The 26,870-nt window shown below is 63.9% G+C and carries 24 protein-coding genes; 9 read left to right on the top strand and 15 right to left on the bottom strand.

Annotation, left to right across the window (positions count from 1 at the left end; all coding sequences use genetic code 11):
- Window positions 1-11: 11 nt before the first annotated feature.
- From ACYAF3_RS20475 to mtnA, 12 genes are all read right to left on the bottom strand, one after another.
- Window positions 12-1,244 (bottom strand): flippase, encoded by a 1,233-nt coding sequence (locus tag ACYAF3_RS20475; RefSeq protein WP_023088169.1) that lies wholly within the window; start codon window positions 1,242-1,244, stop codon window positions 12-14.
- 98 nt (window positions 1,245-1,342) lie between these two features.
- A complete protein-coding gene (locus ACYAF3_RS20470; RefSeq protein WP_003158828.1) occupies window positions 1,343-2,377 on the bottom strand; it encodes an LPS O-antigen chain length determinant protein WzzB in 1,035 nt (344 codons plus the stop codon).
- Between the two features lie 269 nt (window positions 2,378-2,646).
- Complete coding sequence (locus ACYAF3_RS20465; protein WP_003158827.1) at window positions 2,647-2,922, bottom strand: lipopolysaccharide assembly protein LapA domain-containing protein; 276 nt, start codon at window positions 2,920-2,922, stop codon at window positions 2,647-2,649.
- Window positions 2,923-2,952: 30 nt separating this feature from the next.
- Window positions 2,953-3,234: an integration host factor subunit beta gene (gene ihfB, locus ACYAF3_RS20460; RefSeq protein ID WP_003158826.1), complete on the bottom strand. Its 282-nt coding sequence runs from the start codon at window positions 3,232-3,234 to the stop codon at window positions 2,953-2,955.
- A gap of 136 nt (window positions 3,235-3,370) precedes the next feature.
- Window positions 3,371-5,050, bottom strand: coding sequence for a 30S ribosomal protein S1 (gene rpsA, locus ACYAF3_RS20455; protein WP_003091442.1), 1,680 nt, complete (start codon window positions 5,048-5,050; stop codon window positions 3,371-3,373).
- Between the two features lie 267 nt (window positions 5,051-5,317).
- The gene (cmk, locus tag ACYAF3_RS20450) at window positions 5,318-6,007 is read right to left on the bottom strand and encodes a (d)CMP kinase (protein WP_003106707.1); all 690 of its coding nucleotides are present in this window, start codon (window positions 6,005-6,007) and stop codon (window positions 5,318-5,320) included.
- A complete protein-coding gene (locus ACYAF3_RS20445) occupies window positions 6,007-8,247 on the bottom strand; it encodes a bifunctional prephenate dehydrogenase/3-phosphoshikimate 1-carboxyvinyltransferase (protein WP_003106705.1) in 2,241 nt (746 codons plus the stop codon). The genes cmk and ACYAF3_RS20445 overlap by 1 nt, the downstream gene beginning before the upstream one ends.
- The gene (gene hisC, locus ACYAF3_RS20440; RefSeq protein WP_025271200.1) at window positions 8,240-9,349 is read right to left on the bottom strand and encodes a histidinol-phosphate transaminase; all 1,110 of its coding nucleotides are present in this window, start codon (window positions 9,347-9,349) and stop codon (window positions 8,240-8,242) included. The genes ACYAF3_RS20445 and hisC overlap by 8 nt, the downstream gene beginning before the upstream one ends.
- Before the next feature lie 68 nt (window positions 9,350-9,417).
- Window positions 9,418-10,515 carry a prephenate dehydratase gene (gene pheA, locus ACYAF3_RS20435; RefSeq protein WP_012613863.1) on the bottom strand — a complete coding sequence of 366 codons (1,098 nt, stop codon included), beginning with the start codon at window positions 10,513-10,515 and terminating at the stop codon, window positions 9,418-9,420.
- Window positions 10,515-11,600, bottom strand: a complete 1,086-nt coding sequence (gene serC / locus ACYAF3_RS20430; RefSeq protein WP_003111764.1) for a 3-phosphoserine/phosphohydroxythreonine transaminase — start codon at window positions 11,598-11,600, stop codon at window positions 10,515-10,517. Before serC ends, pheA begins: the two co-directional genes overlap by 1 nt.
- 87 nt (window positions 11,601-11,687) lie before the next feature.
- Window positions 11,688-14,453, bottom strand: coding sequence for a DNA gyrase subunit A (gyrA, locus tag ACYAF3_RS20425; RefSeq protein WP_003116419.1), 2,766 nt, complete (start codon window positions 14,451-14,453; stop codon window positions 11,688-11,690).
- A 236-nt stretch (window positions 14,454-14,689) separates the two neighbouring features.
- A complete protein-coding gene (mtnA, locus tag ACYAF3_RS20420) occupies window positions 14,690-15,766 on the bottom strand; it encodes an S-methyl-5-thioribose-1-phosphate isomerase (RefSeq protein WP_003091449.1) in 1,077 nt (358 codons plus the stop codon).
- Between the two features lie 109 nt (window positions 15,767-15,875).
- Between mtnA and ACYAF3_RS20415 the strand changes: the two genes are divergently transcribed.
- The 8 genes from ACYAF3_RS20415 (at window position 15,876) to ACYAF3_RS20380 (ending at window position 23,779) form a co-directional block, all read left to right on the top strand.
- Window positions 15,876-17,210, top strand: a complete 1,335-nt coding sequence (locus ACYAF3_RS20415; RefSeq protein WP_073654288.1) for a TRZ/ATZ family hydrolase — start codon at window positions 15,876-15,878, stop codon at window positions 17,208-17,210.
- Window positions 17,211-17,360: 150 nt separating this feature from the next.
- Window positions 17,361-18,059 (top strand): bifunctional 2-polyprenyl-6-hydroxyphenol methylase/3-demethylubiquinol 3-O-methyltransferase UbiG, encoded by a 699-nt coding sequence (gene ubiG, locus ACYAF3_RS20410; protein ID WP_003091451.1) that lies wholly within the window; start codon window positions 17,361-17,363, stop codon window positions 18,057-18,059.
- Window positions 18,056-18,736: an N-acetylmuramic acid 6-phosphate phosphatase MupP gene (mupP, locus tag ACYAF3_RS20405; RefSeq protein ID WP_019371598.1), complete on the top strand. Its 681-nt coding sequence runs from the start codon at window positions 18,056-18,058 to the stop codon at window positions 18,734-18,736. The genes ubiG and mupP overlap by 4 nt, the downstream gene beginning before the upstream one ends.
- A 64-nt stretch (window positions 18,737-18,800) precedes the next feature.
- Window positions 18,801-19,541, top strand: a complete 741-nt coding sequence (locus ACYAF3_RS20400) for a YciK family oxidoreductase (RefSeq protein ID WP_003091453.1) — start codon at window positions 18,801-18,803, stop codon at window positions 19,539-19,541.
- Between the two features lie 153 nt (window positions 19,542-19,694).
- Complete coding sequence (locus ACYAF3_RS20395) at window positions 19,695-20,423, top strand: IclR family transcriptional regulator (protein ID WP_003091454.1); 729 nt, start codon at window positions 19,695-19,697, stop codon at window positions 20,421-20,423.
- 15 nt (window positions 20,424-20,438) lie between these two features.
- Entirely contained in the window at window positions 20,439-21,374 is a 936-nt protein-coding gene (hutG, locus tag ACYAF3_RS20390) for a formimidoylglutamase (protein ID WP_003091455.1), read from the top strand.
- 38 nt (window positions 21,375-21,412) lie between these two features.
- A complete protein-coding gene (gene gltS / locus ACYAF3_RS20385; RefSeq protein ID WP_003105930.1) occupies window positions 21,413-22,627 on the top strand; it encodes a sodium/glutamate symporter in 1,215 nt (404 codons plus the stop codon).
- A gap of 228 nt (window positions 22,628-22,855) precedes the next feature.
- Complete coding sequence (locus tag ACYAF3_RS20380) at window positions 22,856-23,779, top strand: GGDEF domain-containing protein (RefSeq protein ID WP_003105929.1); 924 nt, start codon at window positions 22,856-22,858, stop codon at window positions 23,777-23,779.
- Between the two features lie 106 nt (window positions 23,780-23,885).
- Here ACYAF3_RS20380 and ACYAF3_RS20375 read toward each other — a convergent pair whose 3' ends face one another.
- Window positions 23,886-24,263, bottom strand: a complete 378-nt coding sequence (locus tag ACYAF3_RS20375; protein ID WP_003105927.1) for a hypothetical protein — start codon at window positions 24,261-24,263, stop codon at window positions 23,886-23,888.
- A 92-nt stretch (window positions 24,264-24,355) separates the two neighbouring features.
- Entirely contained in the window at window positions 24,356-25,516 is a 1,161-nt protein-coding gene (gene rluB, locus ACYAF3_RS20370; protein ID WP_003113439.1) for a 23S rRNA pseudouridine(2605) synthase RluB, read from the bottom strand.
- Window positions 25,517-25,663: 147 nt separating this feature from the next.
- Here rluB and ACYAF3_RS20365 point away from each other — a divergent pair, with 147 nt between their 5' ends.
- Window positions 25,664-26,101: an NUDIX hydrolase gene (locus ACYAF3_RS20365; protein ID WP_003107683.1), complete on the top strand. Its 438-nt coding sequence runs from the start codon at window positions 25,664-25,666 to the stop codon at window positions 26,099-26,101.
- Window positions 26,102-26,190: 89 nt separating this feature from the next.
- On the opposite strand, the gene ACYAF3_RS20360 is transcribed toward ACYAF3_RS20365, so the two are convergent.
- Window positions 26,191-26,853, bottom strand: a complete 663-nt coding sequence (locus ACYAF3_RS20360) for a bifunctional 4-hydroxy-2-oxoglutarate aldolase/2-dehydro-3-deoxy-phosphogluconate aldolase (RefSeq protein WP_003113440.1) — start codon at window positions 26,851-26,853, stop codon at window positions 26,191-26,193.
- Between the last annotated feature and the right edge of the window lie 17 nt (window positions 26,854-26,870).

The raw sequence follows: 26,870 nt of genomic DNA, 5'->3' as shown, positions 1-26,870 counted from the left end.
CGCTTAGCCCTCTATTTCCTGGAGAAATATTCCAACAGCAGAAAGTCGACAGACACCCTGACAGTCCAAGCTATTGCCGCCCCCACTATGGAAGAATGTAGAACTAGAAAATACAACAAAGCCAGATATGGGAGCACCTCGAAAATATGTAAAATAGCTGTCAACCTGGAATTACCTTCAGCTTGAATTTTGGCAAAAGGTATTTGCGCCAGAGAATTGAACAAAAAGCCAACAGCAAGGATTTTGAGGACAAGAGAGGCCTCCCCCAGATACTTATCACCAAGCCATACAGAAAGAATAATGTCACTACCAAAGAATATAAGAGCTGAAGATAAGCCACATACAACGAAGGTCATCTTATAGGCAACTCTGGTTTGTATACTATCAGAAGAATCCAGACTCAAACGCTGAAATATGACCCGGGATATGGACGTGGGAACGAAGGCAACCCTTCCAATCACCTCGGAGGGGGCTGAGTACAAGGCAACAGTTGCCGCCCCCAGATGGCTGGAAATAAAGAACCTATCAAAATAGACCATTACAGGGCTAATAAAATTACTAACAGTAATCCAGCCGCCATAGTTGATCAGACGCTTGAAAGTAAAATAATCAAAAACGTGCACTCGAAGTCCGAACGGGAGCACACAAAACACATACGCCAGCAGCATGACGAATATACGAGAGGCTACGAGCCCCAGCATCGCCACAGAAAACCGTTCGTCCCCACTTATCCAAACCCAAGCGGCAGGAATGATAGCAACAGCCAAACCAGAAATAATTTTTAGAAAATTCAGGTTCCTAAAATCCCCACGGCCTTCCAAAAAGGAGAACCAGACCGTACTCAATAGCAAGGGGACTATTGCAAAACTAAGGTAGTTGAGCCCCAATACCACGTCTGGCCAGTTCCCCGCCGTTACTCCCAACGACGAGGCTAAGCGTTCGCTATTGAAGTACAAGAGCAAGGCACAGGTGAAACCCGCAATAGTAACTACTACAGAGGAAGTCCCAACAGCCTTGTTGACTTCCGAACCTTTATCTGAACTCAGAGCCACCTCCCTGATAACAGCTCTGGATAAACCCAAGTCAAATATACTGGCATATCCAATGATGGCAAAAGACAAGGTCAGAAGCCCAAAATTCTCGACCCCCAAAACTCTGGCCAGATAACCGATAGCAGGCAACGCCGCCAAGGAAGGAATCAGTACCCCTAAAAAGTTCCAAAAAGTATTCCTAGCCAAGCTCAAGCCATATCCCTCAAGCAAATAAGTTCAAAAAAATCGGCACAGCTCAATCTGCTCCAGAGATCGACATAATCCTGATGTGCGTTATGCCATCAGCTACTTCAGCGCCTAAACTGCACAATGCGTAGCAGGCCTACCAAGCATCCCAGGAAAATACCAAATACAGCACCCAGTACAATTATAATCAATTTCTTCGGCTTTATTGGCTTATCAGAAGTTTCAACGACCCCATCTTTTCTATAGACAGAGACTTGACTTTCATCAGGAGATAGTTTTGTATAAAGAGCATATCTTTCCTGCAAAGCTCTCAATCCGCCGATGAAAGAATCATCAGACTCACGCGCCTCTAAACTAGATATCTCTGCCCGCAGAGCTTTCGCCCCACGCATATACATAAGTTCCCCGATCATGATCGAAGATAGCTGCCGCTCCGTTTGCCCCTCAAACGAGGGTGGATTTTCAATCTTCAGGGCTTCGGCTATTTTCAGAGCTTCCCTCAGGCGCAAGATAGTATCCTCCCTGCGAGTCTTGGCCATTGCCCTCATGATATTTATCTGCTGCTCTAGATTCACACTTTTTACATGCAAGTCTCTTTTAATATTTTTGAGCATTTCATTCTTGGATATTCCGGCGACCATTTCAATATAAGAGTCAACTAAATAAGCTGCTGTATCCGACTCATGAGCTACAGCAGAAATCAAATAGCGCCCTGAACCATCCACCGATGCTTTGATCTGCAATTCATCATTGAACTTATTATATAATGCATCAAGAGATTCCGCCCCTTTGTCTCCCAAGGTCGGTAGATACTTTTCCTTGAAGAAATTCTGCCGTGTCTCTTCAGCCATCAAATTCCTGATAAAGACGTCATATATATCCTTGACAGAAAAGACTCCCAGGTCACTCTCTTTTCGCCCAAGATTAAAACCAGATATTTCATTTAAGGAAGGGGGCAAAACAGAAGCTCGAGCCTCATAGATTGGCCGACTATAAAATGCATAAACAACGGCGAGGGCCGTTGCAAGAAGAAAAAAAGAGGCAATCAACCACTTCTGCCTGAGAATACCTTGTGCAAGTTCAACGAGGTCGATCTGCCCATCAATAGGGACAACACGGGGTGATCTTTCTGTGGTCACAATGCATCCATCACTTGATTTTGGTTAGGAGTTCCGATCAAAGGCAGAAATCGTTCTCCAGCTCCATGCTCTCCAAGCTACTGCATTTTGCCAGCATGACTCGAGAATACAAGGAGTACGAACCGAAAGCCTCCTTCGACAAGCCCTTTCATCCGACAGTGTCGAGATAAATAGCTCAACATGCATAGACAACCACACAGAAGGTTAGTTTCCTCCGCCCCTTACACCCCTCGAGCAATCACCCTCCCGGCAAAGCCTTTCCGCCGCCCTTAGTGATCCAGCGGACTTGTCCTTAGCTTCGCCACTTCCGTACGCAAGCCAGAAAGCATGCTGCGTGTGCGCATGTAGCCAGGAAGACTCATTAGTAGAACAAGCAGCCCCCCCATAACAAAAGACGATAGCAGCAAGAGCACCAAAGGAAATTCAGGAGACTGCCTCCCCAAAAACGTCACATGACTACTGTCAAGATTCTCCAATACGAAGACAATGACTATAAGCGCCAATAGGAAAAAAAAGCCAGCGATAGCCAGACGCCTGAGAAGCATAAAGACTCCTAATAACATGTTTCAGCCAATTCAAACCTCGTTAACCCGATCCCGCAACTCCTTGCCCGGCTTGAAGTGCGGCACGAACTTGCCGTCGAGGCGTACCGACTCCCCGGTCTTGGGGTTGCGACCGACGCGCGGGGCGCGGTAGTGCAAGGAAAAGCTGCCGAAACCACGGATCTCGATCCGGTCCCCGGTCGCCAGGGCCTGGGACATTTGCTCCAGCATGGTCTTGATTGCCAACTCGACATCCTTCGCGGACAGTTGCCCCTGATGGGTAACGATCCGTTCGATCAACTCCGACTTGGTCATGGTTTTCCCTTCTTTTTCAAGCGGCTAGATCAGCTCAGGTCTCTTTTAGCATGCTGATCAGTCTTTGAACAGGTCCAAGAAGGGGAAAACGAAAAAGGGCGGCCTAGGCCGCCCTTTTTCATGATGGATCAGAGACTTAGCCCTGATTCTCCATCTGAGCACGGATCAGATCACCGATGGTGGTCGGACCAGCGCTTTCTACTTCCTGCTTACGCAGTTCTTTCATTGCGTCCTTCTCGTCGTCGACGTCCTTGGACTTGACGGAGAGGCTGATGACGCGGCTCTTGCGGTCGATGCTGATGATCTTGGCTTCGACTTCCTCGCCTTCCTTCAGGACGTTGCGCGCGTCTTCGACGCGGTCACGGCTGATTTCGGAAGCCTTCAGGATACCTTCGATGTCGTCGCCCAGGCTGATGACAGCGCCCTTGGCGTCGACTTCCTTCACGGTACCGCGGACGATGCTGCCTTTCTCGTGCAGGGACGCGTAGTTGGAGAACGGATCGTCTTCCAGCTGCTTGATGCCCAGGGAGATGCGCTCGCGCTCCGGATCGACCGACAGGATGACGGTTTCCAGCTCGTCGCCCTTCTTGAAGCGACGTACGGCTTCTTCGCCGACTTCGTTCCAGGAGATGTCGGACAGGTGGACCAGGCCGTCGATGCCGCCGTCCAGACCGATGAAGATACCGAAGTCGGTGATCGACTTGATGGTACCGGAGATACGGTCACCCTTGTTGAACTGGCTGGAGAAGTCTTCCCACGGGTTGGATTTGCACTGCTTGATACCCAGGGAGATACGACGACGCTCTTCGTCGATGTCCAGAACCTGAACTTCCACTTCATCGCCAACCTGGACGACTTTCGACGGATGGATGTTCTTGTTGGTCCAGTCCATTTCGGAGACGTGTACCAGGCCTTCCACGCCCTCTTCCAGCTCGGCGAAGCAGCCGTAGTCGGTGAGGTTGGTGACGCGGGCCATGACGCGGGTACCTTCCGGGTAACGCGCCTTGATGGCAACCCACGGGTCTTCGCCCAGTTGCTTCAGGCCCAGGGATACACGGTTGCGCTCGCGGTCGAACTTCAGGACCTTGACGTCGATCTCGTCGCCAACGTTGACGATCTCGGACGGATGCTTGATGCGCTTCCAGGCCATGTCGGTGATGTGCAGCAGGCCGTCTACGCCGCCCAGGTCCACGAATGCGCCGTAGTCGGTGAGGTTCTTGACGATACCCTTGACCTGCTGGCCTTCCTGCAGCGATTCCAGCAGAGCTTCACGCTCGGCGCTGTTCTCGGCTTCCAGGACGCTGCGGCGGGAAACGACAACGTTGTTGCGCTTCTGGTCGAGCTTGATGACCTTGAACTCGAGCTCTTTGCCTTCCAGGTGGGTGGTGTCGCGAACCGGACGAACGTCGACCAGCGAACCCGGCAGGAACGCGCGGATGCCGTTGACGTCGACGGTGAAACCGCCCTTGACCTTGCCGTTGATGACGCCCTTGACCACTTCGTCGGCAGCGAAAGCCGCTTCCAGAACAATCCAGCTCTCGGCGCGCTTGGCTTTCTCGCGGGACAGCTTGGTCTCGCCAAAGCCGTCTTCTACCGCGTCCAGTGCGACGTGGACTTCGTCACCCACCTTGATGGTCAGCTCGCCCTGTTCGTTGTAGAACTGCTCGACCGGGATGACGCCCTCGGATTTCAGACCGGCATGGACGGTGACCCAGTCACCATCGATGTCGACCACGATGCCGGTGATGATGGCACCCGGCTGCATGTCGAGGGATTTCAGACTTTCTTCAAAGAGTTCTGCGAAGCTTTCGCTCATGTTCATACCTGTAGTCAAAGGCCCGGAAGGGCCCGATTCCGCATCACCAGCCAATGCGGTCAAGTCATTAAATGAAGCCGCAGGACAATTTGCTGGTTTCCTGCTAGCTTCTGATTGCACTCCCGAATGGGAATGCCCAGTTGGGTTGTTCTGCGATGGCGCCAGGCAAGTCGGGAGGCAACCCTCGTCGCACCTGCAAAACGCCACAACATAAGGTCTGGAATATTAGCAACCAGGCCCTGTATCGTCAATTCCCGCGCCGAAACCTCAGACGTCCCAGCCCTGCCGCTCGCAGTGCCGGATGATCGTCTCGACCACCGCCTCGATGCTCATTTCGGTGGAGTCCAGCAGGATCGCGTCATCGGCCGGTTTCAGCGGCGCGACCGCGCGCTGGCTGTCGCGCTCGTCGCGCTCGCGGATTTCTTCCAGCAAGGCAGACTGGTCGACATCCGCGCCCTTCGCCTTCAACTGCAGGTAGCGTCGACGCGCACGCTCCTCCGCCGAGGCGGTGAGGAAGATCTTCAGAGGCGCATCGGGAAATACCACGGTGCCCATGTCGCGGCCGTCGGCCACCAGTCCCGGAGCCTCGCGAAACGCCCGCTGGCGCTGCAGCAGCGCATCGCGCACGGCCGGCAGCGCCGCGACCTGGGAAGCGCCGGCACCGACCTGCTCGGTACGGATCACATCGGTCACTTCCTCGCCTTCGAGAATGATGCGCTGCCCATGGCTGCCATCGGCGGCGACGAACTGCACATCGAGGTGCGCAGCCAGGACCTTCAGCGCCTCTTCATTGGTCAGGTCGACACCATGGTTGACCGCGGCGAACGCCAACAGCCGATAAAGCGCCCCGGAATCCAGCAGGTTCCAGCCCAGGCGCCGGGCGAGCAGCCCGGCGACCGTGCCCTTGCCGGCGCCACTGGGGCCATCGATGGCGAGCATCGGTACAGCGCCGTTCATCAATTGTTCTCCACGGCGACCCGGATACCGGTCTGGGCACACAGGGCGAGGAAGTTGGGGAAGGAGGTGGCGACGTTGGCGCAGTCGTGGATGCGGATCGGCCCGCTGGCACGCAGCGAAGCGACGCTGAAGGACATGGCGATACGGTGGTCGCCGTGCGCCCAGACTTCGCCGCCACCGAACGCACCACCCTCGATGACGATGCCATCCGGGGTCGGCTCGGCCTTCACGCCCAGGGCCTTCAGGCCGTCGGCCATGACCTGGATACGGTCCGACTCCTTGACCCGCAGCTCTTCGGCGCCACGCAGGACCGTGCGCCCCTCGGCGCAGGCGGCAGCCACGAAGAGTACCGGGAACTCGTCAATGGCCAGTGGCACCAGGTCCTCGGGAATGTCGATGCCCTTGAGCCGCGCGGAGCGCACGCGGATGTCGGCGACCGGCTCGCCGCCGACCTCGCGCTGGTTTTCCAGGCTCAGGTCACCACCCATCAGGCGCAGGATCTCGATGACGCCGACGCGCGTCGGGTTGATGCCGACGTGCTGCAGGACCAGTTCCGAACCCTCGGCGATACTGGCGGCAACCAGGAAGAAGGCTGCCGAGGAAATGTCGGCCGGGACCTCGATATGGGTGGCGCTCAACTTGTGCCCGGATTCGACCTTGGCGGTGCTGCCCTCGACCACCACCGGATAGCCGAAGCCGCGCAGCATGCGCTCGGTGTGGTCGCGGGTCGGCGCCGGCTCGGTGACCGAGGTCTCACCCGCGGCGTAGAGCCCGGCGAGCAACAGGCAGGACTTCACCTGGGCGCTGGCCATCGGCATGTCGTAATGCATACCGGTGAGGCGCTGGCCGCCGCGAATGGTCATCGGCGGACGGCCTTCCGGCCCCGTCTCGATTACCGCGCCCATCTCGCGCAGCGGCTTGGCTACGCGATTCATCGGCCGCTTGGAAAGGGAAGCGTCGCCGGTCAGGGTGCTGTCGAACGGCTGGGCCGCCAGCAGACCGCTGAGCAGACGCATGGAAGTACCGGAGTTACCCAGGTAGATCGGCCCAGGCGGCGCCTTGAGGCCGTGCAGGCCAACGCCATGGACGGTGACGCGGCCGTTCTGCGGCCCCTCGATCACCACTCCCATGTCGCGGAACGCCTGGATGGTTGCCAGTGCGTCCTCGCCCTCGAGGAAGCCCTCCACTTCGGTGGTGCCTTCGGCCAGGGAGCCGAGCATGATCGAGCGATGGGAAATCGACTTGTCGCCCGGTACCCGGATGGTTCCGGACAGGCTGCCGCCCGGCTGGGCCAGATAAATCAGGTCGTTGTTGTGCATGGCGTCCACATAGGCCCGACGGGCCAGGATTTTGCTGAAATGCTCACGGGCTACCCGGGCGCGCGTGAAAACGCCCAACAACTGGTGCCCGTCCCCAGTGTCGACGGCCTCGCGCAGCGCGTCGAGGTCGTCACGAAAAACATCCAGTGTACGCAGCACCGCCTCGCGATTGGCGAGAAAGATGTCGTGCCACATCACCGGGTCGCTGCCGGCGATCCGCGTGAAATCACGGAAACCGCCGGCGGCATAGCGGAAGATCTCCAGGTTCTCGCTGCGCTTGGCCAGGGAGTCGACCAGGGTGAAGGCCAGCAGGTGAGGCAGGTGGCTGGTGGCCGCCAGAACCTCGTCGTGATGCTCGACCTCCATGTGCTCGACGTCCGCGCCCAGCGCGCGCCACAGGCTGTCGACCAGCGCCAGCGCGTCGGCATCGGTCTCCGCGGAGGGCGTGAGAATCACCTTGTGCCGGCGGAACAGGGTCGCCTTCGCCGCGGTCACTCCGCTCTGCTCGGAACCCGCGATCGGATGCCCCGGTACCAGGTACCGCGGCATCCCGCCGAACGCGACACGCGCGGCACGCACGATATTGCCCTTGGCGCTGCCAACGTCGGTCAATACAGCCTTGCCCAGGTCGAGCTTCGCCAGGTCGGCCAGCACCCGCTCCATCGCCAGGATCGGCACCGCCAACTGGATCACGTCGGCGCCGACGCAGGCGCGGCCAAGATCCTCCTCGCAACGGTCGACCACGCCGAGCTCCACCGCCAGGCGGCAAGACTCGGCATCCCGATCCACGCCGACCACTTCGCGGAACAACCCTTTGCTCCGCAACCCCTTGGCGAAGGAGCCGCCGATCAGGCCCAGCCCCACCACCACCAGGCGGCCCAGCTTAGGGGTCGACTGTTGCAGCGGCGTGACCTCAGTCATGCGCCAGCACCTTGCCCAGCGCCTGGAGGAAACGATCGTTCTCTTCCGGCAGCCCGATGGAGACGCGCAGGAAGGTCGGCATCCCGTAGCCAGCCACCGGACGCACGATCACGCCTTCGCGCAGCAGCGCCTGGTAGACCGGACCGGCATCGTGAGCCAGATCCACGGCGATGAAGTTGCCTTTCGAGGGAATCCAGGACAGGCCCAACGCATGGAAGCCATCCTTCAGCTGCGCCATGCCGGAATCGTTTAGGCGGCGACTCTGCGCCAGGTAGTCATGGTCATCCAGCGCCGCGCAGGCAGCCGCCAGGGCCAGGCTATTGACATTGAACGGCTGGCGCACGCGGTTGAGCACATCGGCCACCGCCTTGCTCGAAAGCGCGTAGCCGACCCGCAGCGAAGCCAGGCCATAGGCCTTGGAGAAGGTCCGCGAGACCAGCAGGTTGGGGTGCCGCGCCAGGTAGTCCAGGCCATCGGGCAGCTCGTCGCCCTCGGCGTATTCGATATAGGCCTCGTCCAGCACCACCAGCACCTCTGCCGGCACCTGGGCGAGGAACCGCTCCAGGGCGTCCGCACCGAACCAGGTCCCGGTCGGGTTGTTCGGGTTGGCGACGAACACCACGCGAGTTTGCCCATCGATGGCGGCGAGCATCGCTTCCAGGTCATGCCCCCAGGCGCGCGCCTTGACCGCCCGCCCCTCGGCGCCCACGGCCTGGGTGGCGATCGGGTAGACGGCGAAGGCATGTTCGCTGAACACGGCGTTCAGACCAGGCGCGAGGTAGGCACGGGCGACCAGGTCGAGAATGTCGTTGGAGCCGTTGCCCAGGGTCACCTGCGCCGCATCCACCGCGCAACGCTCGGCCAGCTTGCGCTTGAGTTCGAAACCGTTGCCGTCAGGATAACGGGTCAGTTCCGCCAGTTCGGCGCGGATAGCCTCCAGCGCCTTCGGGCTCGCACCCAGAGGGTTCTCGTTGCTGGCGAGCTTGACGATCGCCGCAGGGTCGATGCCCAGCTCGCGGGCCAGTTCGTCCACCGGCTTGCCAGGGACGTAGGGCGACAGCTTTTGCACCCCCGGCTGGGCCAGGGCAAGGAAATCGGACATGGATAGTTCAGCCTCGACGCGGGACGGGGCATTCATCGATGACCCGTCTCTTCGGAATGACAGCGCGCTCAGAGCACCGCTTTCGGATAGGAGCCCAGGACCTTCAGGGCGACGGCTTCCTGGCCGATCTTCTCCAGGACGTCCTTGATCAGCGGTTCTTTATGGTGGCCGACGAAATCGATGAAGAACACGTAGGTCCATTTGCCGCTGCGCGACGGGCGGGTTTCGATGCGGGTCAGGTCGATACCATTGTTGTGGAACGGTACCAGCAGCTCGTGCAGGGCCCCCGGCTTGTTGCGCATGGAAACGATGATCGAGGTCTTGTCGTCGCCGGTCGGCGGCACCTCCTGGTTGCCGATGATCAGGAAGCGCGTGGAGTTGTCCGGGCGGTCCTCGATCTTCTCGTGCAGCTTGCTCAGGTGGTACAGGCTGGCCGCCATGTCGCCGGCGATCGCCGCCGAATTCCACTCGCTCTTCACCCGCTTGGCCGCGTCGGCGTTGCTCGACACCGCCACCCGCTCGACGCTCGGGTAGTGCGAGTCCAGCCACTTGCGACATTGCGCGAGGGATTGGGCATGGGAATAGATCCGGGTGATGTTGTCGGTCTTGGTGGTTTCGCCGACCAGCAGGTGATGGTGGATACGCAACTCGACTTCGCCGCAGATCACCATGTCGTGCTCGAGGAAGCTGTCGAGGGTATGGTTGACCGCCCCCTCGGTGGAGTTTTCCACAGGCACCACGCCGAAGTTCACCGCGCCGGCGGCGACCTCGCGGAACACCTCGTCGATCGCCGCCATCGGCGTGCTGATCACCGCGTTGCCGAAATGCTTGAGTGCCGCGGCCTGGGTAAAGGTGCCCTCGGGTCCGAGATAGGCCACTTTCAGCGGCTGCTCGAGCGCCAGGCAGGACGACATGATCTCGCGGAACAGCCGCGCGACCTCTTCGTTGTCCAGCGGCCCCTTGTTCAATTGCATGATGTGCTTGAGCACCCAGGCTTCGCGCTCGGGACGGTAGAACACCGGCGCCTCGCCCTCGCCCAGGGTCTGGGTCTTGACTCGCGCCACGTCCTGGGCGCAACGGGCACGCTCGCTGATCAGCTCGAGCAACTTCTCGTCGAGGCTGTCGATGCGCAGGCGCAAGGCCTTGAGCTGGTCCTGGTCCGCCATCAGCCGTGCTCCTTCTCGAACTCCGCCATGTATGCGACCAGCGCCTCGACCGCGTCCAGGCCAAGGGCGTTGTAGATGGAAGCGCGCATGCCGCCGACCGAGCGGTGGCCTTTCAGGTTGAGCAGCCCGCGCGCCTCGGCGCCTTCCAGGAACGGCTTGTCGAGACGCTCGTCGGCCAGGCGGAACGGCACGTTCATCCAGGAGCGGGCGCTCGGCTGGATCGGGTTGGTGTAGAAGTCGCTGGCATCGATGGTCTTGTACAGCAGGTCCTTCTTGGCGCGGTTGCGCTGCTCCATCGCGGTCACCCCGCCCTGCTCCTTCAGCCATTCGAAGACCAGGCCGGACAGGTACCAGGAGTAAGTCGCCGGGGTGTTGTACATGGAACCGTTGTCCGCGGCGATCTTGTAGTTGAGCATGGTCGGACAGACGCTGCGGGCGCGGCCGAGCAGGTCTTCGCGAACGATCACCACCACCAGGCCGGACGGGCCGATGTTCTTCTGCGCCCCGGCATAGATCAGGCCGAAGCGGGACACGTCGAGCGGGCGCGAGAGGATGTCGGAGGACATGTCGGTGACCAGCGGCACGTCGCCGGTCTCGGGAATCCAGTCGAACTCGAGGCCGCCGATGGTCTCGTTGGAGGCGTAGTGCACATAGGCCGCGTCCTTGGTCAGCGTCCACTCGTTCTGACCCGGAATGGCGAAGTAGTCGTACTCCTTGGCGCTGGCCGCGACGTTCACGGTGCCATAGCGACGAGCCTCCTCGATGGCCTTCTTCGACCAGATACCGGTATCGATATAGTCGGCGACGCCATCTTCGGGCAGCAGGTTCAGCGGGATCTCGGCGAACTGCTGGCTGGCGCCGCCCTGCAGGAACAGCACCTTGTAGTCCGAGGGAATGTCGAGCAGGTCGCGCAGGTCCTGCTCGGCCTTGCTGGCGATGGCCACGTAGTCATCACTACGGTGGCTCATTTCCATGACCGAAAGGCCCTTGCCCCGCCAGTCGAGAAGCTCGGCCTGGGCACGTTGCAGAACTGCGTCGGGAAGCGCCGCGGGACCGGCGCAGAAATTGAAGGCTCGCTTGCTCACATCCACTCTCGCTATAGGTAGGGCGGATAGCCGTGAGTTATCCGCCGAGGTCATCGGCCGGGCGGGCGCAGGCGCCCGCCCCGAGCCTTACTCTTCGTTGCCTTCCGCTTCCGCCGCGGGCTCGGACTCGGCCGACTCGCCCAGAGATTCGGCAGCTTCCTCGCCCTCGGGCAGGTCCTCGTCATCTCCGCCCGACGGCTCCTGGACACGCTCCAGACCGACCAGTACCTCGTCGCTGGCGAGCTTGATCAGGGTTACGCCCTGGGTATTGCGGCCGGACAGGGAGACTTCGTCGACACGCGTCCGCACCAGGGTGCCCTGGTCGGAAATCAGCATGATCTCCTCGCCTTCCTGGACCTGTACCGCGGCGATCAGCGCGCCGTTGCGCTCGTTGGTGACCATGGCGATCACCCCCTGGCCGCCACGGCCGCGACGCGGGAACTTGCTCAGCGGGGTACGCTTGCCGAAGCCGCGCTCGGAGGCGGTGAGGATCTGCGCCCCGGACTCCGGAATCAGCATGGAGATCAGCTGCTGCCCCTTGCCCAGGCGCATGCCGCGTACGCCGCGGGCGTTGCGGCCCATGATGCGCACCACGCTCTCGGCGAAGCGAATCACCTTGCCGGCGCTGGAGAACAGCATGACTTCCTTGGCGCCATCGGTGATCGCGGCGGCAATCAGGGTGTCGCCCTCTTCCAGCTTGAGCGCGATCAGGCCGCTGCTGCGCGGACGGCTGAACTGCACCAGCGGGGTCTTCTTCACGGTACCGAAGGCGGTGGCCATGAAGATGTAGGCGCCGGTCGGCTCGGCCACCAGCTCGGCGGTCTCGCCCTCGACTTCCTCGACCTCGGCGGCCTCGACCACCTCGCCCTCGAGCACCGCGCCTTCGGCTTCGTCGAGGTCGTCATCGGCGCCGCCGTTCTGCTGCAGCGCCTCCAGGTCGATCTGCAACATCGCGGTGATCCGCTCGCCCTCGTCCAGCGGCAGCAGGTTCACCAGCGGCCGGCCACGCGCGGTACGCGAGGCCTCCGGAATCTCGAAGGTACGCAGCCAGTAGACCTTGCCCTTGCTGGAGAACAGCAGGAGGGTCGCATGGCTGTTGGCCACCAGCAGGTGTTCGATGTAGTCCTCGTCCTTCATCCCGGTGGCGGACTTGCCTTTGCCGCCGCGACGCTGCGCCTGGTAGGCGGCCAGCGGCTGGGACTTGGCGTAGCCGCCGTGGGAGATGGTCACCACACGGTCTTCCTCGGTGATCAGGTCGGCGATGGTCAGGTCGACCTGGGAAGCCACGATCTCGGTGCGGCGAGCATCGCCGAATTCGGCCTTGACCGCTTCCAGCTCCTCACGGATCACCTCCATCAGGCGCGCCGGGTTGGTCAGGATGCGGATCAACTCGCCGATCAGGTTGAGGATTTCCTGGTATTCGGAGAGCAGCTTCTCGTGCTCCAGGCCGGTCAGGCGATGCAGGCGCAGCTCGAGGATCGCCTGGGCCTGTTCCGGCGACAGGTAGTACTTGCCGTCGCGCAGGCCGTACTGCGGATCCAGGTCTTCCGGGCGACAGGCGTCGGCGCCGGCACGCTCGACCATCGCTTCCACCGCGCTGGACTCCCAGGCAGTGGCGATCAGGCGTTCCTTGGCCTCGGCCGGGGTCGGCGAACTCTTGATCAGCTCGATCACCGGGTCGATGTTCGACAGGGCGACCGCCTGGCCTTCCAGGATGTGCCCGCGCTCGCGGGCCTTGCGCAGCTCGTAGACGGTACGCCGGGTCACCACTTCGCGGCGGTGGCGGACGAACACTTCGAGCATGTCCTTCAGGTTCAGCGTGCGCGGCTGGCCGTCGACCAGGGCCACCACGTTGATGCCGAACACGCTCTGCAGCTGGGTCTGGGCGTAGAGGTTGTTGAGGACCACCTCGCCCACCTCGCCGCGACGCAGCTCGATGACCACGCGCATGCCGTCCTTGTCGGACTCGTCGCGCAGCTCGGAAATACCCTCGATCTTCTTCTCTTTCACCAGCTCGGCGATCTTCTCGATCAACCGCGCCTTGTTCAACTGGTACGGCAGCTCGGTGATGATGATCTGCTCGCGACCGCCGCCCTTCTCCATCTCCTCGACGACGGCGCGGGCACGGATGTAGATGCGCCCGCGACCGGTGCGGTAGGCCTCGATGATCCCGGCGCGGCCGTTGATGATGCCGGCGGTGGGGAAGTCCGGACCGGGGATGTACTGCATCAGCTCATCGACGGTCAGGTCGGGGTTGTCCATCAGCGCCAGGCAGCCGTCGATCACTTCGCCGAGGTTGTGCGGCGGGATGTTGGTCGCCATGCCCACGGCGATACCGCTGGAACCGTTGACCAGCAGGTTGGGAATCTTGGTCGGCATGACCGCCGGGATCTGCTCGGTGCCATCGTAGTTGGGCACCCAGTCGACGGTTTCCTTTTCCAGGTCCGCCAGCAGTTCATGGGCCAGCTTGGCCATGCGCACTTCGGTGTATCGCATGGCTGCGGCGTTGTCGCCGTCCACCGAACCGAAGTTGCCCTGGCCGTCTACCAGCATGTAGCGCAGCGAGAACGGCTGCGCCATGCGCACGATGGTGTCGTAGACCGCGGTGTCGCCGTGCGGGTGGTACTTACCGATCACGTCGCCGACCACACGGGCGGATTTCTTGTAGGGCTTGTTCCAGTCGTTGCCCAGCTCGCTCATGGCATAAAGCACACGGCGGTGCACCGGCTTCAGGCCGTCACGTGCATCCGGCAGGGCCCGCCCGACGATCACGCTCATCGCGTAGTCGAGATAGGACTGTTTCAGCTCGTCTTCGATATTGACCGGGAGAATTTCTTTGGCCAGTTCGCCCATGAGAAGCCTGGTTCCTTTTTCTGGTGGAACTTCGCCGCCTCGATCCTGAGGCAAACGAAGTAGGTCGGCGCATGCCCGAGCAGCGCCAACTCACTACAAATCAACGACTTGAGTCAAGGATTCGCGCACTCTCGAGGCCCCTCCGCGGGGCGCTCGAATAACCGTCGGAGCTTACCACAGCCCACGCCCCAGCCCAAGGCAAAGGCCCTGGCGGGGACGACCTCCAGTCGCCTCGTTCAATGCAGGCGCTTGCGGCTCATCAGGGCGGCCATGCGCTCGGCGTCGGGACGCTCGACGACGCCACGCTCGGTCACGATGGCATCGATAAGGTCCGCCGGGGTCACGTCGAATACCGGATTGTAGGCATCGACCTCGGCCGCCACCCGTCGCCCGCCGATTTCCAGCAGTTCGCGACCGTCGCGCTCTTCGATCGGGATGTCCTCGCCGCTCTCCAGGTTCATGTCGATGGTCGAACTCGGCGCCACCACCATGAAGCGCACGCCGTGGTGCATGGCGTTGACCGCCAGCTGGTAGGTGCCGATCTTGTTGGCGACATCGCCATTGGCGGTGATGCGGTCGGCGCCGACGATGACCCAGGTGATGTTTTCGGTCTTCATCAGGTGCGCGGCGGCCGAATCCACGTTCAGGCTGACCGGGATGCCTTCGTTGGCCAGCTCCCAGGCGGTCAGTCGCGAGCCCTGGAGCCAGGGCCGGGTTTCGTCGGCGTAGATGCGATTGACCAGGCCTTCCAGGTGCGCGGCGCGGATCACTCCCAGCGCGGTGCCGAACCCGCCGGTCGCCAGGGCGCCGGTATTGCAGTGGGTGAGGATGTTCTGCGGGCTGCCCTGCTGCTTGCGGATCAGCTCCATGCCCAACTGGGCCATGGTCAGGTTGGCCTCGCGGTCGCTTTCATGGATGGAGATCGCCTCGGCTTCCAGCACCGCCAGCGGCTGGTCGCCCTCTTTCATTCGCTCCAGACGGTCGCGCATGCGGTTCAGCGCCCAGAACAGGTTGACCGCCGTGGGTCGCGAGTCGGCCAGCAGGCGGAAGTCCTCCTCCAGCGCGGCGCGCCAGTCGCCGCCCTGCGCCAGGCGCGCGCGGGCGCCAAGGACGATGCCGTAGGCGGCGCTGATGCCGATGGCCGGCGCGCCGCGCACGACCATATCGCGAATGGCCTTGGCCACCTCGGCCGCCGACTCATGTTCGAGCCAGACCTCCTCCTGGGGCAGCAGGCGCTGATCCAGCAACCGCAGCGTACCGTCCCGCCACTCGATCGCCTTGACCCGCTCGGCCGCCAGCAGTCGCTCTCGCATGCACACACCTCTCGCTGAATCACGGAAAAGCTGCGGATTATAACGAGCCCCAGCCGCGGACGCTCGGGTATACTTCCGGCTTCCCGCTCTGCGCCCAGGATGCGCCGCCATGCCCAACGTCCGTAACCCCTTCGACCTCCTCCTGCTGCCGACCTGGATCGTCCCCGTGGAGCCCGCCGGGGTGGTGCTGCGCGACCACGCGCTGGGCATCCGCGGCGGCCAGATAGCCCTGGTCGCGCCGCGCGAGCAGGCCATGCGCCATGGCGCCACGGAAATCCGCGAATTGCCGGGCATGCTGCTCGCCCCCGGTCTGGTCAACGCCCACGGCCATTCGGCGATGAGTCTGTTCCGCGGTCTCGCCGACGACCTGCCGCTGATGACCTGGCTGCAGGACCACATCTGGCCGGCCGAAGGCCAATGGGTCAGCGAGGATTTCATCCGCGACGGCACGGAGCTGGCCATCGCCGAACAGGTAAAGGGCGGCATCACCTGTTTCTCCGACATGTACTTCTATCCACAGGCCATCTGCGGCGTGGTCCATGACAGCGGGGTCCGCGCCCAGGTGGCGATCCCGGTACTGGACTTCCCGATCCCCGGCGCCCGCGACAGCGCCGAGGCGATCCGCCAGGGCATGGCGCTGTTCGACGACCTCAAGCACCACCCGCGCATCCGCATCGCCTTCGGCCCGCACGCACCTTATACGGTGAGCGACGACAAGCTGGAGCAGATCCTGGTGCTCACCGAGGAACTCGACGCCAGCATCCAGATGCATGTCCACGAGACCGCCTTCGAGGTGGAGCAGGCCATGGAGCGCAACGGCGAGCGCCCGCTGGCCCGCCTGCACCGCCTCGGCCTGCTCGGCCCACGCTTCCAGGCGGTGCACATGACCCAGGTAGACGACGACGACCTGGCGATGCTGGTGGAAACCAACAGCTCGGTGATCCACTGCCCGGAATCCAACCTCAAGCTGGCCAGCGGCTTCTGCCCGGTGGAAAAGCTCTGGCAGGCCGGGGTCAACGTGGCCATCGGCACCGACGGCGCGGCGAGCAACAACGATCTCGACCTGCTCGGCGAGACCCGCACCGCGGCGCTGCTGGCCAAGGCCGTGTACGGCCAGGCCACCGCCCTCGACGCCCACCGCGCGCTGCGCATGGCCACCCTGAACGGCGCCCGCGCGCTTGGCCTGGAGCGCCTGATCGGCTCCCTGGAAGCCGGCAAGGCCGCCGACCTGGTGGCCTTCGACCTGTCCGGCCTGGCCCTGCAACCGGTCTACGACCCGGTTTCGCAACTTATCTATGCCAGCGGCCGCGACTGCGTGCGGCACGTCTGGGTCGGCGGCAGGCAACTCCTCGACGACGGCCGCCTGCTCCGTCACGACGAACAGCGCCTGATCGCCAGGGCCCGCGAATGGGGGGCGAAGATCGCCGCCAGCGACAGGTCCTGAACCGCGGCGGGCCGGCCCGCTGCGACAAACTGACATAGGAAGGCGAACCGCCGCCGGCCCCATCCCTCCGCCAAAGCTGGCAACATGAAGGATTGGATTCCGCCGCCGCGGCCCTTCCCCCAAAGGCTTCACTCTTCAACGGGAACGATTATGAGCAACGTCGACCACGCCGAGATCGCCAAATTCGAGGCACTGGCCCATCGCTGGTGGGACCGCGAGAGCGAGTTCAAGCCGCTCCACGACATCAACCCGCTGCGCGTCAACTGGATCGACGAGCGCGCCGGCCTGGCCGGCAAGAAGGTGCTCGACATCGGTTGCGGCGGCGGCATCCTCAGCGAAGCCATGGCCCAGCGCGGCGCCAACGTCACCGGCATCGACATGGGCGAAGCGCCGCTCGCGGTGGCGCGCCTGCACCAACTGGAATCCGGCGTCGCCGTCGACTACCGGCAGATCACCGCCGAGCAGATGGCCGAGGAAATGCCCGGGCAGTTCGACGTGGTCACCTGCCTGGAGATGCTCGAACACGTGCCGGACCCGGCCTCGGTGATCCGCGCCTGCCACCGCCTGGTCAAGCCGGGCGGACAGGTTTTCCTCTCGACCATCAACCGCAATCCCAAGGCCTACCTGTTCGCGGTGATCGGCGCGGAATACATCCTCCAGTTGCTGCCGCGCGGGACCCACGATTTCCGCAAGTTCATCCGTCCGTCGGAACTCGGCGCCTGGTCGCGCGAGGCCGGTCTCGAGGTCAAGGACATCATCGGCCTGACCTACAACCCGCTGACCAAGCACTACAAGCTGGCCAACGACGTCGACGTCAACTACATGGTCCAGACCCAGCGGGAGGCGTGAAGCGCATGCGGCTCAAAGCGGTACTGTTCGACATGGATGGCACCCTGCTCGACACGGCGCCGGACTTCATCGCCATCACCCAGGCCATGCGTGCCGCCCACGGCCTGCCGCCGGTGGACGAGCAACAGGTGCGCGACGTGGTCTCCGGCGGCGCGCGCGCGATGGTTGCCGCGGCCTTCGGCCTGTCGCTGGACAGCCCGGAACTGGAACCCCTGCGCCAGGAGTTCCTCGACCGCTACCAGGAGCATTGCGCGGTTCTCAGCCGGCCCTACGACGGCATCCCCGAACTGCTCGCGGCGATCGAGAAAGCCGGGTTGATCTGGGGCGTGGTGACCAACAAGCCGGTGCGCTTCGCCGAACCGATCATGCAGCGCCTGGGCTACGCCGAGCGTTCCAGGGTGCTGGTCTGCCCGGACCACGTGACCCGCAGCAAGCCCGATCCCGAGCCGCTGCTACTGGCCTGTAGCCAGCTCGGCATCGATCCGTCGAGGGTGCTGTTCATCGGCGACGACCTGCGCGACATCGAATCCGGCCGCGACGCCGGAACCAAGACCGCGGCGGTGCGCTACGGCTACATCCACCCCGAAGACAACCCCGCGCACTGGGGCGCCGACGTGATCGTCGACCACCCGCGCGAACTCATCGACGTTCTCGACCGCGCGCTCTGCGACTGCTGATCCGCAGCGCCGCCGACAGACAACGACCCGCCGCCAGGCGGGTCATGCATTCAAAGGATTCGACATGTTCCAGTACTCCGCCCGCCCCGACCTGCTGAAAGACCGCGTGATCCTGGTCACCGGCGCCGGCCGCGGCATCGGCGCCGCCGCCGCCAAGACCTTCGCCGCCCACGGCGCCACCGTGCTGCTGCTGGGCAAGACCGAGGAGTACCTGAACGAGGTCTACGACGCCATCGAGGCCGCCGGCCATCCGCAGGCCGCCGTGATCCCGTTCAACCTGGAGACCGCCCAGCCGCACCAGTTCGAGGAACTGGCGGCAACCCTGGAGAACGAGTTCGGCCGCATCGACGGCCTGCTGCACAACGCTTCGATCCTCGGTCCGCGCTCGCCGATGCAGCAGATTTCCGGGGAGAACTTCATGCGCGTGATGCAGGTGAACGTCAATGCCATGTTCATGCTGACCACCGCCATGCTGCCGCTGATGAAGCTCTCCAGCGACGCCTCGATCATCTTCACCTCGAGCAGCGTGGGCCGGAAGGGCCGCGCCTACTGGGGCGCCTATTCGGTATCGAAGTTCGCCACCGAGGGCCTGATGCAGACCCTTGCCGACGAACTCGACGGTACCAGCGCGATCCGCGCCAACAGCGTCAACCCCGGCGCCACCCGCACCAGCATGCGCGCCCTCGCCTACCCTGGGGAAAACCCGCTGAACAACCCCACCGGCGAGGAGATCATGCCGGTCTACCTGTACCTCATGGGGCCGGACAGCGCCGGCGTCAACGGCCAGGCCTTCGACGCCCAGTGATTCCCCGGCAGCCTCGCCGCCCGGCGAGGCTGCCCTGTCCTTCCCTCTTCCCGTCCGGAACTTCCCATTCTTTTTGCATATTTTTCCCACTGAGTGGGAAAGTGGTTTCATTTTCCGGGAAATCGCCTTCACCCTGTGGGTCAAGGAGTTCCCATGTCGAAGCATTCCCCCACCGATCGCCTGCTGCAGATCCTCATTGCCCTCGGCCAGGCGCCCGAAGCCCTGTCTGCCAAGGAGCTGTCGCTGACCCTGGAGCAGCCGCTGAGCAGCACCTACCGGCACCTGAAGACCCTGTTGCGCTGGGGCCTGGCCGAAGAACAGGCCGGCCAGGGCCGCTACCTGCCCGGCCCGGCCTGCCTGCAACTGGCGAAGAAATTCGATCGCGAGGCCTCGCTGATCGGTCTCGCCAAACCGGAACTCAAGCGCCTGGCCGACCTGAGCCAGGAGAGCGTGGCGCTGATGGTGGCCAGCAACCAGCAGGCGATCTGCCTGGAACTGTTCGACAGTCCGCAGCCACTGCGCTGCTGCTACCAGAAAGGGCTGGCGCAGCCGCTGTTGCATGGCGCCTCGGCCAAAGCCCTGCTGGCGCACCTGGAGGACGAACGGCGCGAGGAGCTGTACCTCGCCCAGGAACTCTCCGCCGAGCGTATCGACAAGCTGGAGCAGGAACTCCGGCTGATCCGCGAACAGGGCTACGCCGTCAGCCAGGGCGAGATCGACGAAGGCGTCTGGGGCATCAGCGTACCGCTGCTGGACAGCCGCCAGCGCCTGCACGGCGCCCTCAGCCTGATGGCCCCCGCCTTGCGCGCCCAGTCGCGCAGCGAACGCTTGCGGCAATGGACCCTCGACGCCGCCGCGCGACTTTCCGCGCGGCTGGACTGACCAACAGGAGTTTCGATGTACCCCGCCCCCGACATGAGCCTCTGGCAAGGCCGGATCGATAGCCAGGAAGGCGCCGACGCGCGGCGCTGGCACCAATGGATGCGTCCCTACGCAGACGACGCCGAAGCGGCCAGCGTGCTGCTCGGTTTCGCCAGCGACGAAGGCGTGCGCCGCAACCAGGGTCGCCAGGGCGCGCGCCACGGACCGCCAGCCTTGCGTCGCGCGCTGGCCAACCTGGCCTGGCACGGCGAGCAAGCGATCTACGATGCCGGCGACATCGTCGCCGGCGACGATCTGGAAGCCGCCCAGGAACGCTACGCGCAACGCGTCGCCGACCTGCTCGCGCGCGGCCACCGGGTGGTCGGCCTGGGCGGCGGCCACGAAATCGCCTACGCCAGCTTCGCCGGCCTCGCCCGCCACTTGAGTCGGCATGAGCGCCTGCCGCGCATCGGTATCCTCAATTTCGACGCGCATTTCGACCTGCGCCACGCCGAACGGGCCAGCTCCGGCACGCCGTTCCGCCAGATCGCCGAACTCTGCCAGGCCAGCGACTGGCCGTTCGCCTACTGCTGCCTGGGCATCAGCCGCCTGAGCAACACCGCGGCGCTGTTCGACCAGGCCCAGCGCCTGGGTGTGCGCTACCTGCTGGACCGCCAGTTGCAGCCGTGGAACCTGGAACGCAGCGAAGCCTTCCTCGACAGCTTCCTGCAATCCGTCGACCACCTCTACCTGACCGTTTGCCTCGACGTGCTCCCGGCCGCCCAGGCGCCCGGCGTCAGCGCGCCCTCGGCGCACGGCGTGGAGATGCCGGTGGTGGAGCACCTGGTCCGCCGCGCCAAGGCCAGCGGCAAGCTGCGCCTGGCCGACATCGCCGAACTCAACCCGCAACTCGATAGCGACCAGCGCACCGCCCGGATCGCCGCGCGCCTGGTCGACAGCCTGGTCAACTGATCGCCCTTTCGCCCACACAACAACAATAGAGCCACGCCATGCCGACATTGCACCTGGACGCCCTGTCCACCACCGCCCTCGCCCTGCTCCTGCTCGCCCTCGGCAGCCAATTGAAGAAGCGCAGCCGCTGGCTGACACGTCTGTGCGTACCGTCGCCGGTGATCGCCGGCTTCGGCTTCGCCTTCCTGGTCTGGCTGCTCAGGGATCGCGGCTGGCTCGACATCGGCCTCGACACCAGCCTGCAGACGCCCCTGATGGTGGCGTTCTTCACCACCGTCGGCCTCGGTGGCAGCCTCGGCCTGCTGCGCAAGGGCGGCAAGACCCTGCTGGTCTACCTGTCGGCCTGCTGGGCGCTGGCGATACTGCAGAACCTGATCGGCGTCGGCAGCGCCGGACTGCTCGGCCTCGACCCGTTGCTCGGGATCATGGCCGGCGCGGTGTCGCTGGAAGGCGGCTTCGGCGCGGCGGCGGCCTTCGGCCCGGTTGCGGAAGGGCTCGGCGCCCAGGGCGCGACCACCGTGGCGCTGGCCTCGGCCACCTTCGGCATGGTCGCTGGCGGGCTGCTCGGCAGCCCGGTGGCGCGCTGGCTGATCGAACGCAACCGCCTGCCGGTGCAGGCGGAAAGCGACAATCGGCTGGAAGCCCTCGGCCAGCAGGAGCGACGCCAGCATGCGGCGGCCACGCTGGACGGCAATCTCCTGCTGCGCCTGCTGACCTGCGTGCTGCTGGTGATGGTGCTCGGCTTCTGGCTCGGCGACGCGCTCGAGGAACGCCTGGGCCTGGTGCTGCCCAGTTATGTCGGGGCGATGTTCATCGCCATCGTCCTGCGCAACCTCGACGACCGTCTCGGCTGGCTGCGCATTCCGGACCACGCCGTCGGCACCCTGGGCGACGTCTGCCTGGGCATCTTCCTGACCATGGCGATGATGAGCCTGAAGTTCTGGGAGCTGGAGAACCTCGGCCTGCCGCTGCTCGGCGTACTGTTCATCCAGGTCGCGGTGCTGTTGCTGCTGACGATCTTCGTGCTGTTCCGCCTGCTCGGCCGCAACTACGACGCCGCGGTGCTCTGCGCCGGCTTCCTCGGCCACGGCCTGGGCGCCACGCCCAACGCGGTGGCCAACATGGGCGCGGTCTGCGAGCACTATCGGGTGTTCTCGCACAAGGCCTTCATCATCGTGCCCCTGTGCGGCGCGGTACTGATCGATCTCGTCGCCATCCCGGCGATCACCTGGTTCATCAACGCCTTCAGTTGAACCATGGCGGCGCTCCGCTAGCGGAGCGCCAGCTTTCCGACGAGTGCCTCGGCCACTCGCCAGCAAAACGCCATTATTCCGTCGAAATCTCTCCGAAATTCCTACAGAATGTGGAAACCATTCCTAGGAAAACCTGTCTGTGCCTCTGATTTCTCCGTTCTTCAGTTGGCTGGCACGAAACTCGCCTTAGCCCTACTGTCGCCGTCTTTCGCGCCAGAGGTTCCGCGCATGGCTCCTCCCAAGCAGTCCAATACCATCGATTTCGACGCCGCCAAGCAGAAGCGCGGCCCCCAGCCCGGCGGCAACGCCAGCGGGCCGCGCGCCAGCAACCTGACGGAGTTGCGCCAGCAACTGACCCTACAGTTGCAGAGCAGCCTGGAGGCAGAGCGGATTCTCGGCCTGTTCTTCGAGGAAGTCCGCCAACTGATCCCGCTGGACGCCCTTGGCTACCGCCATCCGGGCTCCGACCTGCGCCTGGAGTTCGGCAGCAGCGCCAAGCATTCGGTGAGCTATCGCCTGAGCCATGACAGCGACTACCTCGGCGAACTGATCTTCCGTCGCCGCCAGCGCCTCGGCGAAGACGAACAACGGCAACTGGAGAGCCTGCTCGGCACCCTGCTGTTCCCGCTGCGCAACGCCCTGCTCTATCGCGCCGCGATCCAGACCGCCCTGCGCGACGCCCTGACCGGCACCGGCAACCGCATCGCCATGGACCAGGCGCTCGGCCGCGAACTGGAACTGGCCCGGCGCAACCTGCAACCGCTCTCGGTGCTGATGCTCGATATCGACCACTTCAAGCGGGTCAACGACCACTACGGTCACGCCGTCGGCGACGAAGCCCTCAAGGCCGTGGCGGAAACCATCAAGGACCACCTGCGCAATGTCGACATGGTGTTCCGCTTCGGCGGCGAGGAATTCCTCGTCCTGCTGTCCAGCACGCCACTGCAGGCTGCCTGCATGGTCGGCGAACGCCTGCGCCAGGCGGTGGAGGAACTGGACTACCGGCACGCCGGCGAACCGCTGAAGCTGTCGATCAGCCTCGGTTGCGCCGACCTGCGGCCCGGCGAAGGCAGCGACGACCTGCTGCGACGGGTCGACGAGGCGCTCTACGAAGCCAAGCGCGACGGCCGCAACCGCCTGCGCTGCGCCTGAGGCTTGCCGACTCGCACACCCCGAAGCGCGGAGCGGGCGCATCGGGCGACGGCAGTAGCAACGGCTCTCACCGGCGCAGTCACGGTTTCCGCCAAGGTCCTGCCTCTTATGGCTGCGCCGGCTCGTCCGGGCCGCCAAAGGCCTGGCGCAAGCGGACGCGCTTCTCCAGCAGCCAGCCGCTGGTTTCCTTGCCGTCTCGAGCCACGTACATGACGTTCAGCCACTCGCCGCTCGGCTTGTAGACAGTGATGAAGTCGCCGGGAATCACGAAGACCCCGGTGACACAGTCGGCACGCGGCGCGCTGTGGAAATAGGCGCGCCCCTTGTCGATCACCTCGCCCTCCAGCGGCGGACGGAAGTTGTCCTCGGGGCCGGCCGTCGCCTCGCCAAGGCTTGCGCAGCTCTGCGCCGGCATCGCCGCATCCGCGGCCAGCCCGGCGACGCTCCATAGCATGCAGAGCGCGATAGCCAGGATCCTGTGCATTTCACCACCTCCTTGTGTGCGGGCGACCATTAGACACCGATTCCCAGGCATGAAAAAGGCCCCCGAAGGGGCCTTTCCAGGGCGCTTTCCGCTCAGCGGCGGAAGCCCGGACGCATACCGTCGCCGGCCGGTTTCGGCCGCCGCTTGACCTGCGGCTTGCGGGCCGCCGGCTTGTCGCCCGGCGCGCTGGCCGGACGCTCGTCGCGCGGCTTGCTCGGGCGCGGCTTGCGGTTGCTCTCGCGGGGCCGCTCGGCAACCGGAGTGCCCTGCTCGCGCCCCTTGCGCTCGGCGCTCGGCTGCGGACCGCGCGCGGGACGCGAAGCCGGCGCGCGACGAGCGGCATTTTCGCCGTCCTCGCGCCGCGGCGCACGCTTGCGCCCGGCTTCCGGACGCTCGCTGCGCGCCAGCGGACGGGCCTGCTTGCGCTGCTGGCGTTCGGCCTTCTCGCGCGCCTTGGTGGTCATGCCCGGCAGGGCCACTGGCTTGAGGCCGACTTCCTCGCTGAGGATGTCGATCTCGCGCTGGTCCATTTCGCGGTAGCGGCCCATGGTCAGCTCGGAGGTCAGGAACACCGGGCCGAAACGCACCCGCTTGAGGCGGCTGACCACCAACCCCTGGGATTCCCACAACCGGCGCACCTCGCGGTTGCGGCCCTCCATCACTACGCAGTGGTACCAGTGGTTGAAGCCTTCGCCGCCCGGCGCCTGCTGGATATCGCTGAACTTGGCCGGGCCGTCCTCGAGCATCACGCCGTTGAGCAGGCGCTCGATCATCTCTTCGGTGACCTCGCCGCGCACCCGTACCGCGTATTCACGGTCCATCTCATAGGAAGGATGCATCAGGCGGTTGGCCAGTTCGCCATCGGTGGTGAACAGCAGCAGGCCGGTGGTATTGATGTCCAGGCGACCGACATTGATCCAGCGACCGGTGCGCAGGCGCGGCAGGCGGTCGAAGATGGTCGGGCGGCCTTCCGGATCGTCGCGGGTGCAGACCTCGCCTTCCGGCTTGTTGTAGATCAGCACGCGACGGACACTCTCGGCGGCCTCTTCGCGGCGGATCAGGTGGCCATCGACGGTGATCGCATCGTGGCTGTCGACCCGCTGGCCGAGGCTGGCCACGCTGCCATTGACGTTGACCCGGCCTTCGGCGATCCACACTTCTACGTCGCGCCGGGAACCGACGCCGAGACGGGCGAGGACTTTCTGCAATTTTTCCCCGACCGGTACGTGGGGATTCTCTGGGGTATCGTTCATCTGGGCACCTCCCGGTGTGGCTGGCAACGAATCGAAGGGCGCGCATCATACGCGCTTCGTCAGGACAAAGCACCGTCCCCGGGCGGAAACCCGGACAATCCCGCTAGACTAGGCCGGGTTCACCCACCCCGCCACCCGGAGGCCCCGGTGCACGATGTCCCTCCCTTCAGCGGCGCCAAGCTGGCGCTGTTCTATGGCGACCACCTGGTCGTCTACAAACGCGACGAAAAACCCGGCATTCCCTTCCCCGGCTACTGGGACTTTCCCGGCGGCGGCCGTGAGGGCCTGGAGACGCCTGCCGAATGCGCCCTGCGCGAACTCGAGGAAGAGTTCTCCATCCGCCTGGAAGAACCTCGTATCGAATGGCAGCGACAGTATCCGAGCACCAGCGGCAGCGCGCCCTTCGCCTACTTCCTGGTGGCGCGCCTGGAGGACCGCGAGTTCGAGGCCATCCGCTTCGGCGACGAAGGACAATACTGGCGATTGATGGAGGTGGACGCCTACCTCGCGCATGCCATGGCCGTACCCTACCTGCAGAGCCGGCTCGGCGACTATCTGCGGGAACGCCGGCGCATCGGCGAATAACGCCGATGACGTTAGCCGTTCCATGCCCCGGATAATCCGGACGGCATAAAAAAACCCGGCCGAAGCCGGGCATGCCCAGGCGGGCAGTCTCAGTGTCTGCGGTGCTCGGCGAAGCGCTCCAGGGCTTCGCGGCTGAGGCGCTCGACCTGGGCCCAGTCGCCGCGGTCGACCACGGCCTTGGGCAGCATCCAGGTGCCGCCGACGCACATCACGTTGGGTACCGCCAGGTAGTCGGCGAGATTGTTCAGGCTGACGCCTCCGGTGGGGCAGAAGCGGATATCGGGGAATGGTCCCGAGAACGCCTTCAGCGCCGCCGGGCCGCCGCTGACTTCGGCGGGAAACAGCTTGAAGCGGCGGTAGCCATGGCGGTAGGCGAGCATGATCTCGGAAGCGCTGGCCACGCCGGGCAACAGCGGGACTTCGCTGTCCAGGGCGAAGCGCAGCAACTCGTCGGTGCAACCCGGGGTGACCACGAAGCTCGCCCCGGCCTTTTCCGCAGCGGCGAAGGTCCGCGGGTCGAGCACGGTGCCGGCGCCGATGCGCAGGTGCGGGCGCTCCTCGCTGAGGCGACGGATGGCGGTCAGCCCGTGTGCCGTGCGCAGGGTGATCTCCAGGGCGGTCAGGCCGCCGGCGGCGAGGGCATCGGCCATCGGCAGGATGTCCGCCTCGCGGTCGATGGTGATCACCGGGAGGATGCGCGCCTCCCGGCACAGCGTGTCGATGCGGGCGGTCTTCTGTTCAAGGTTGTGCATGGCTACAGCTCCGCCAC

This window comes from Pseudomonas sp. TZ252 (assembly GCF_056110345.1).
Note: the sequence above shows the minus strand (reverse complement) of the source record. Positions and strands in the feature narration are given on the sequence as shown.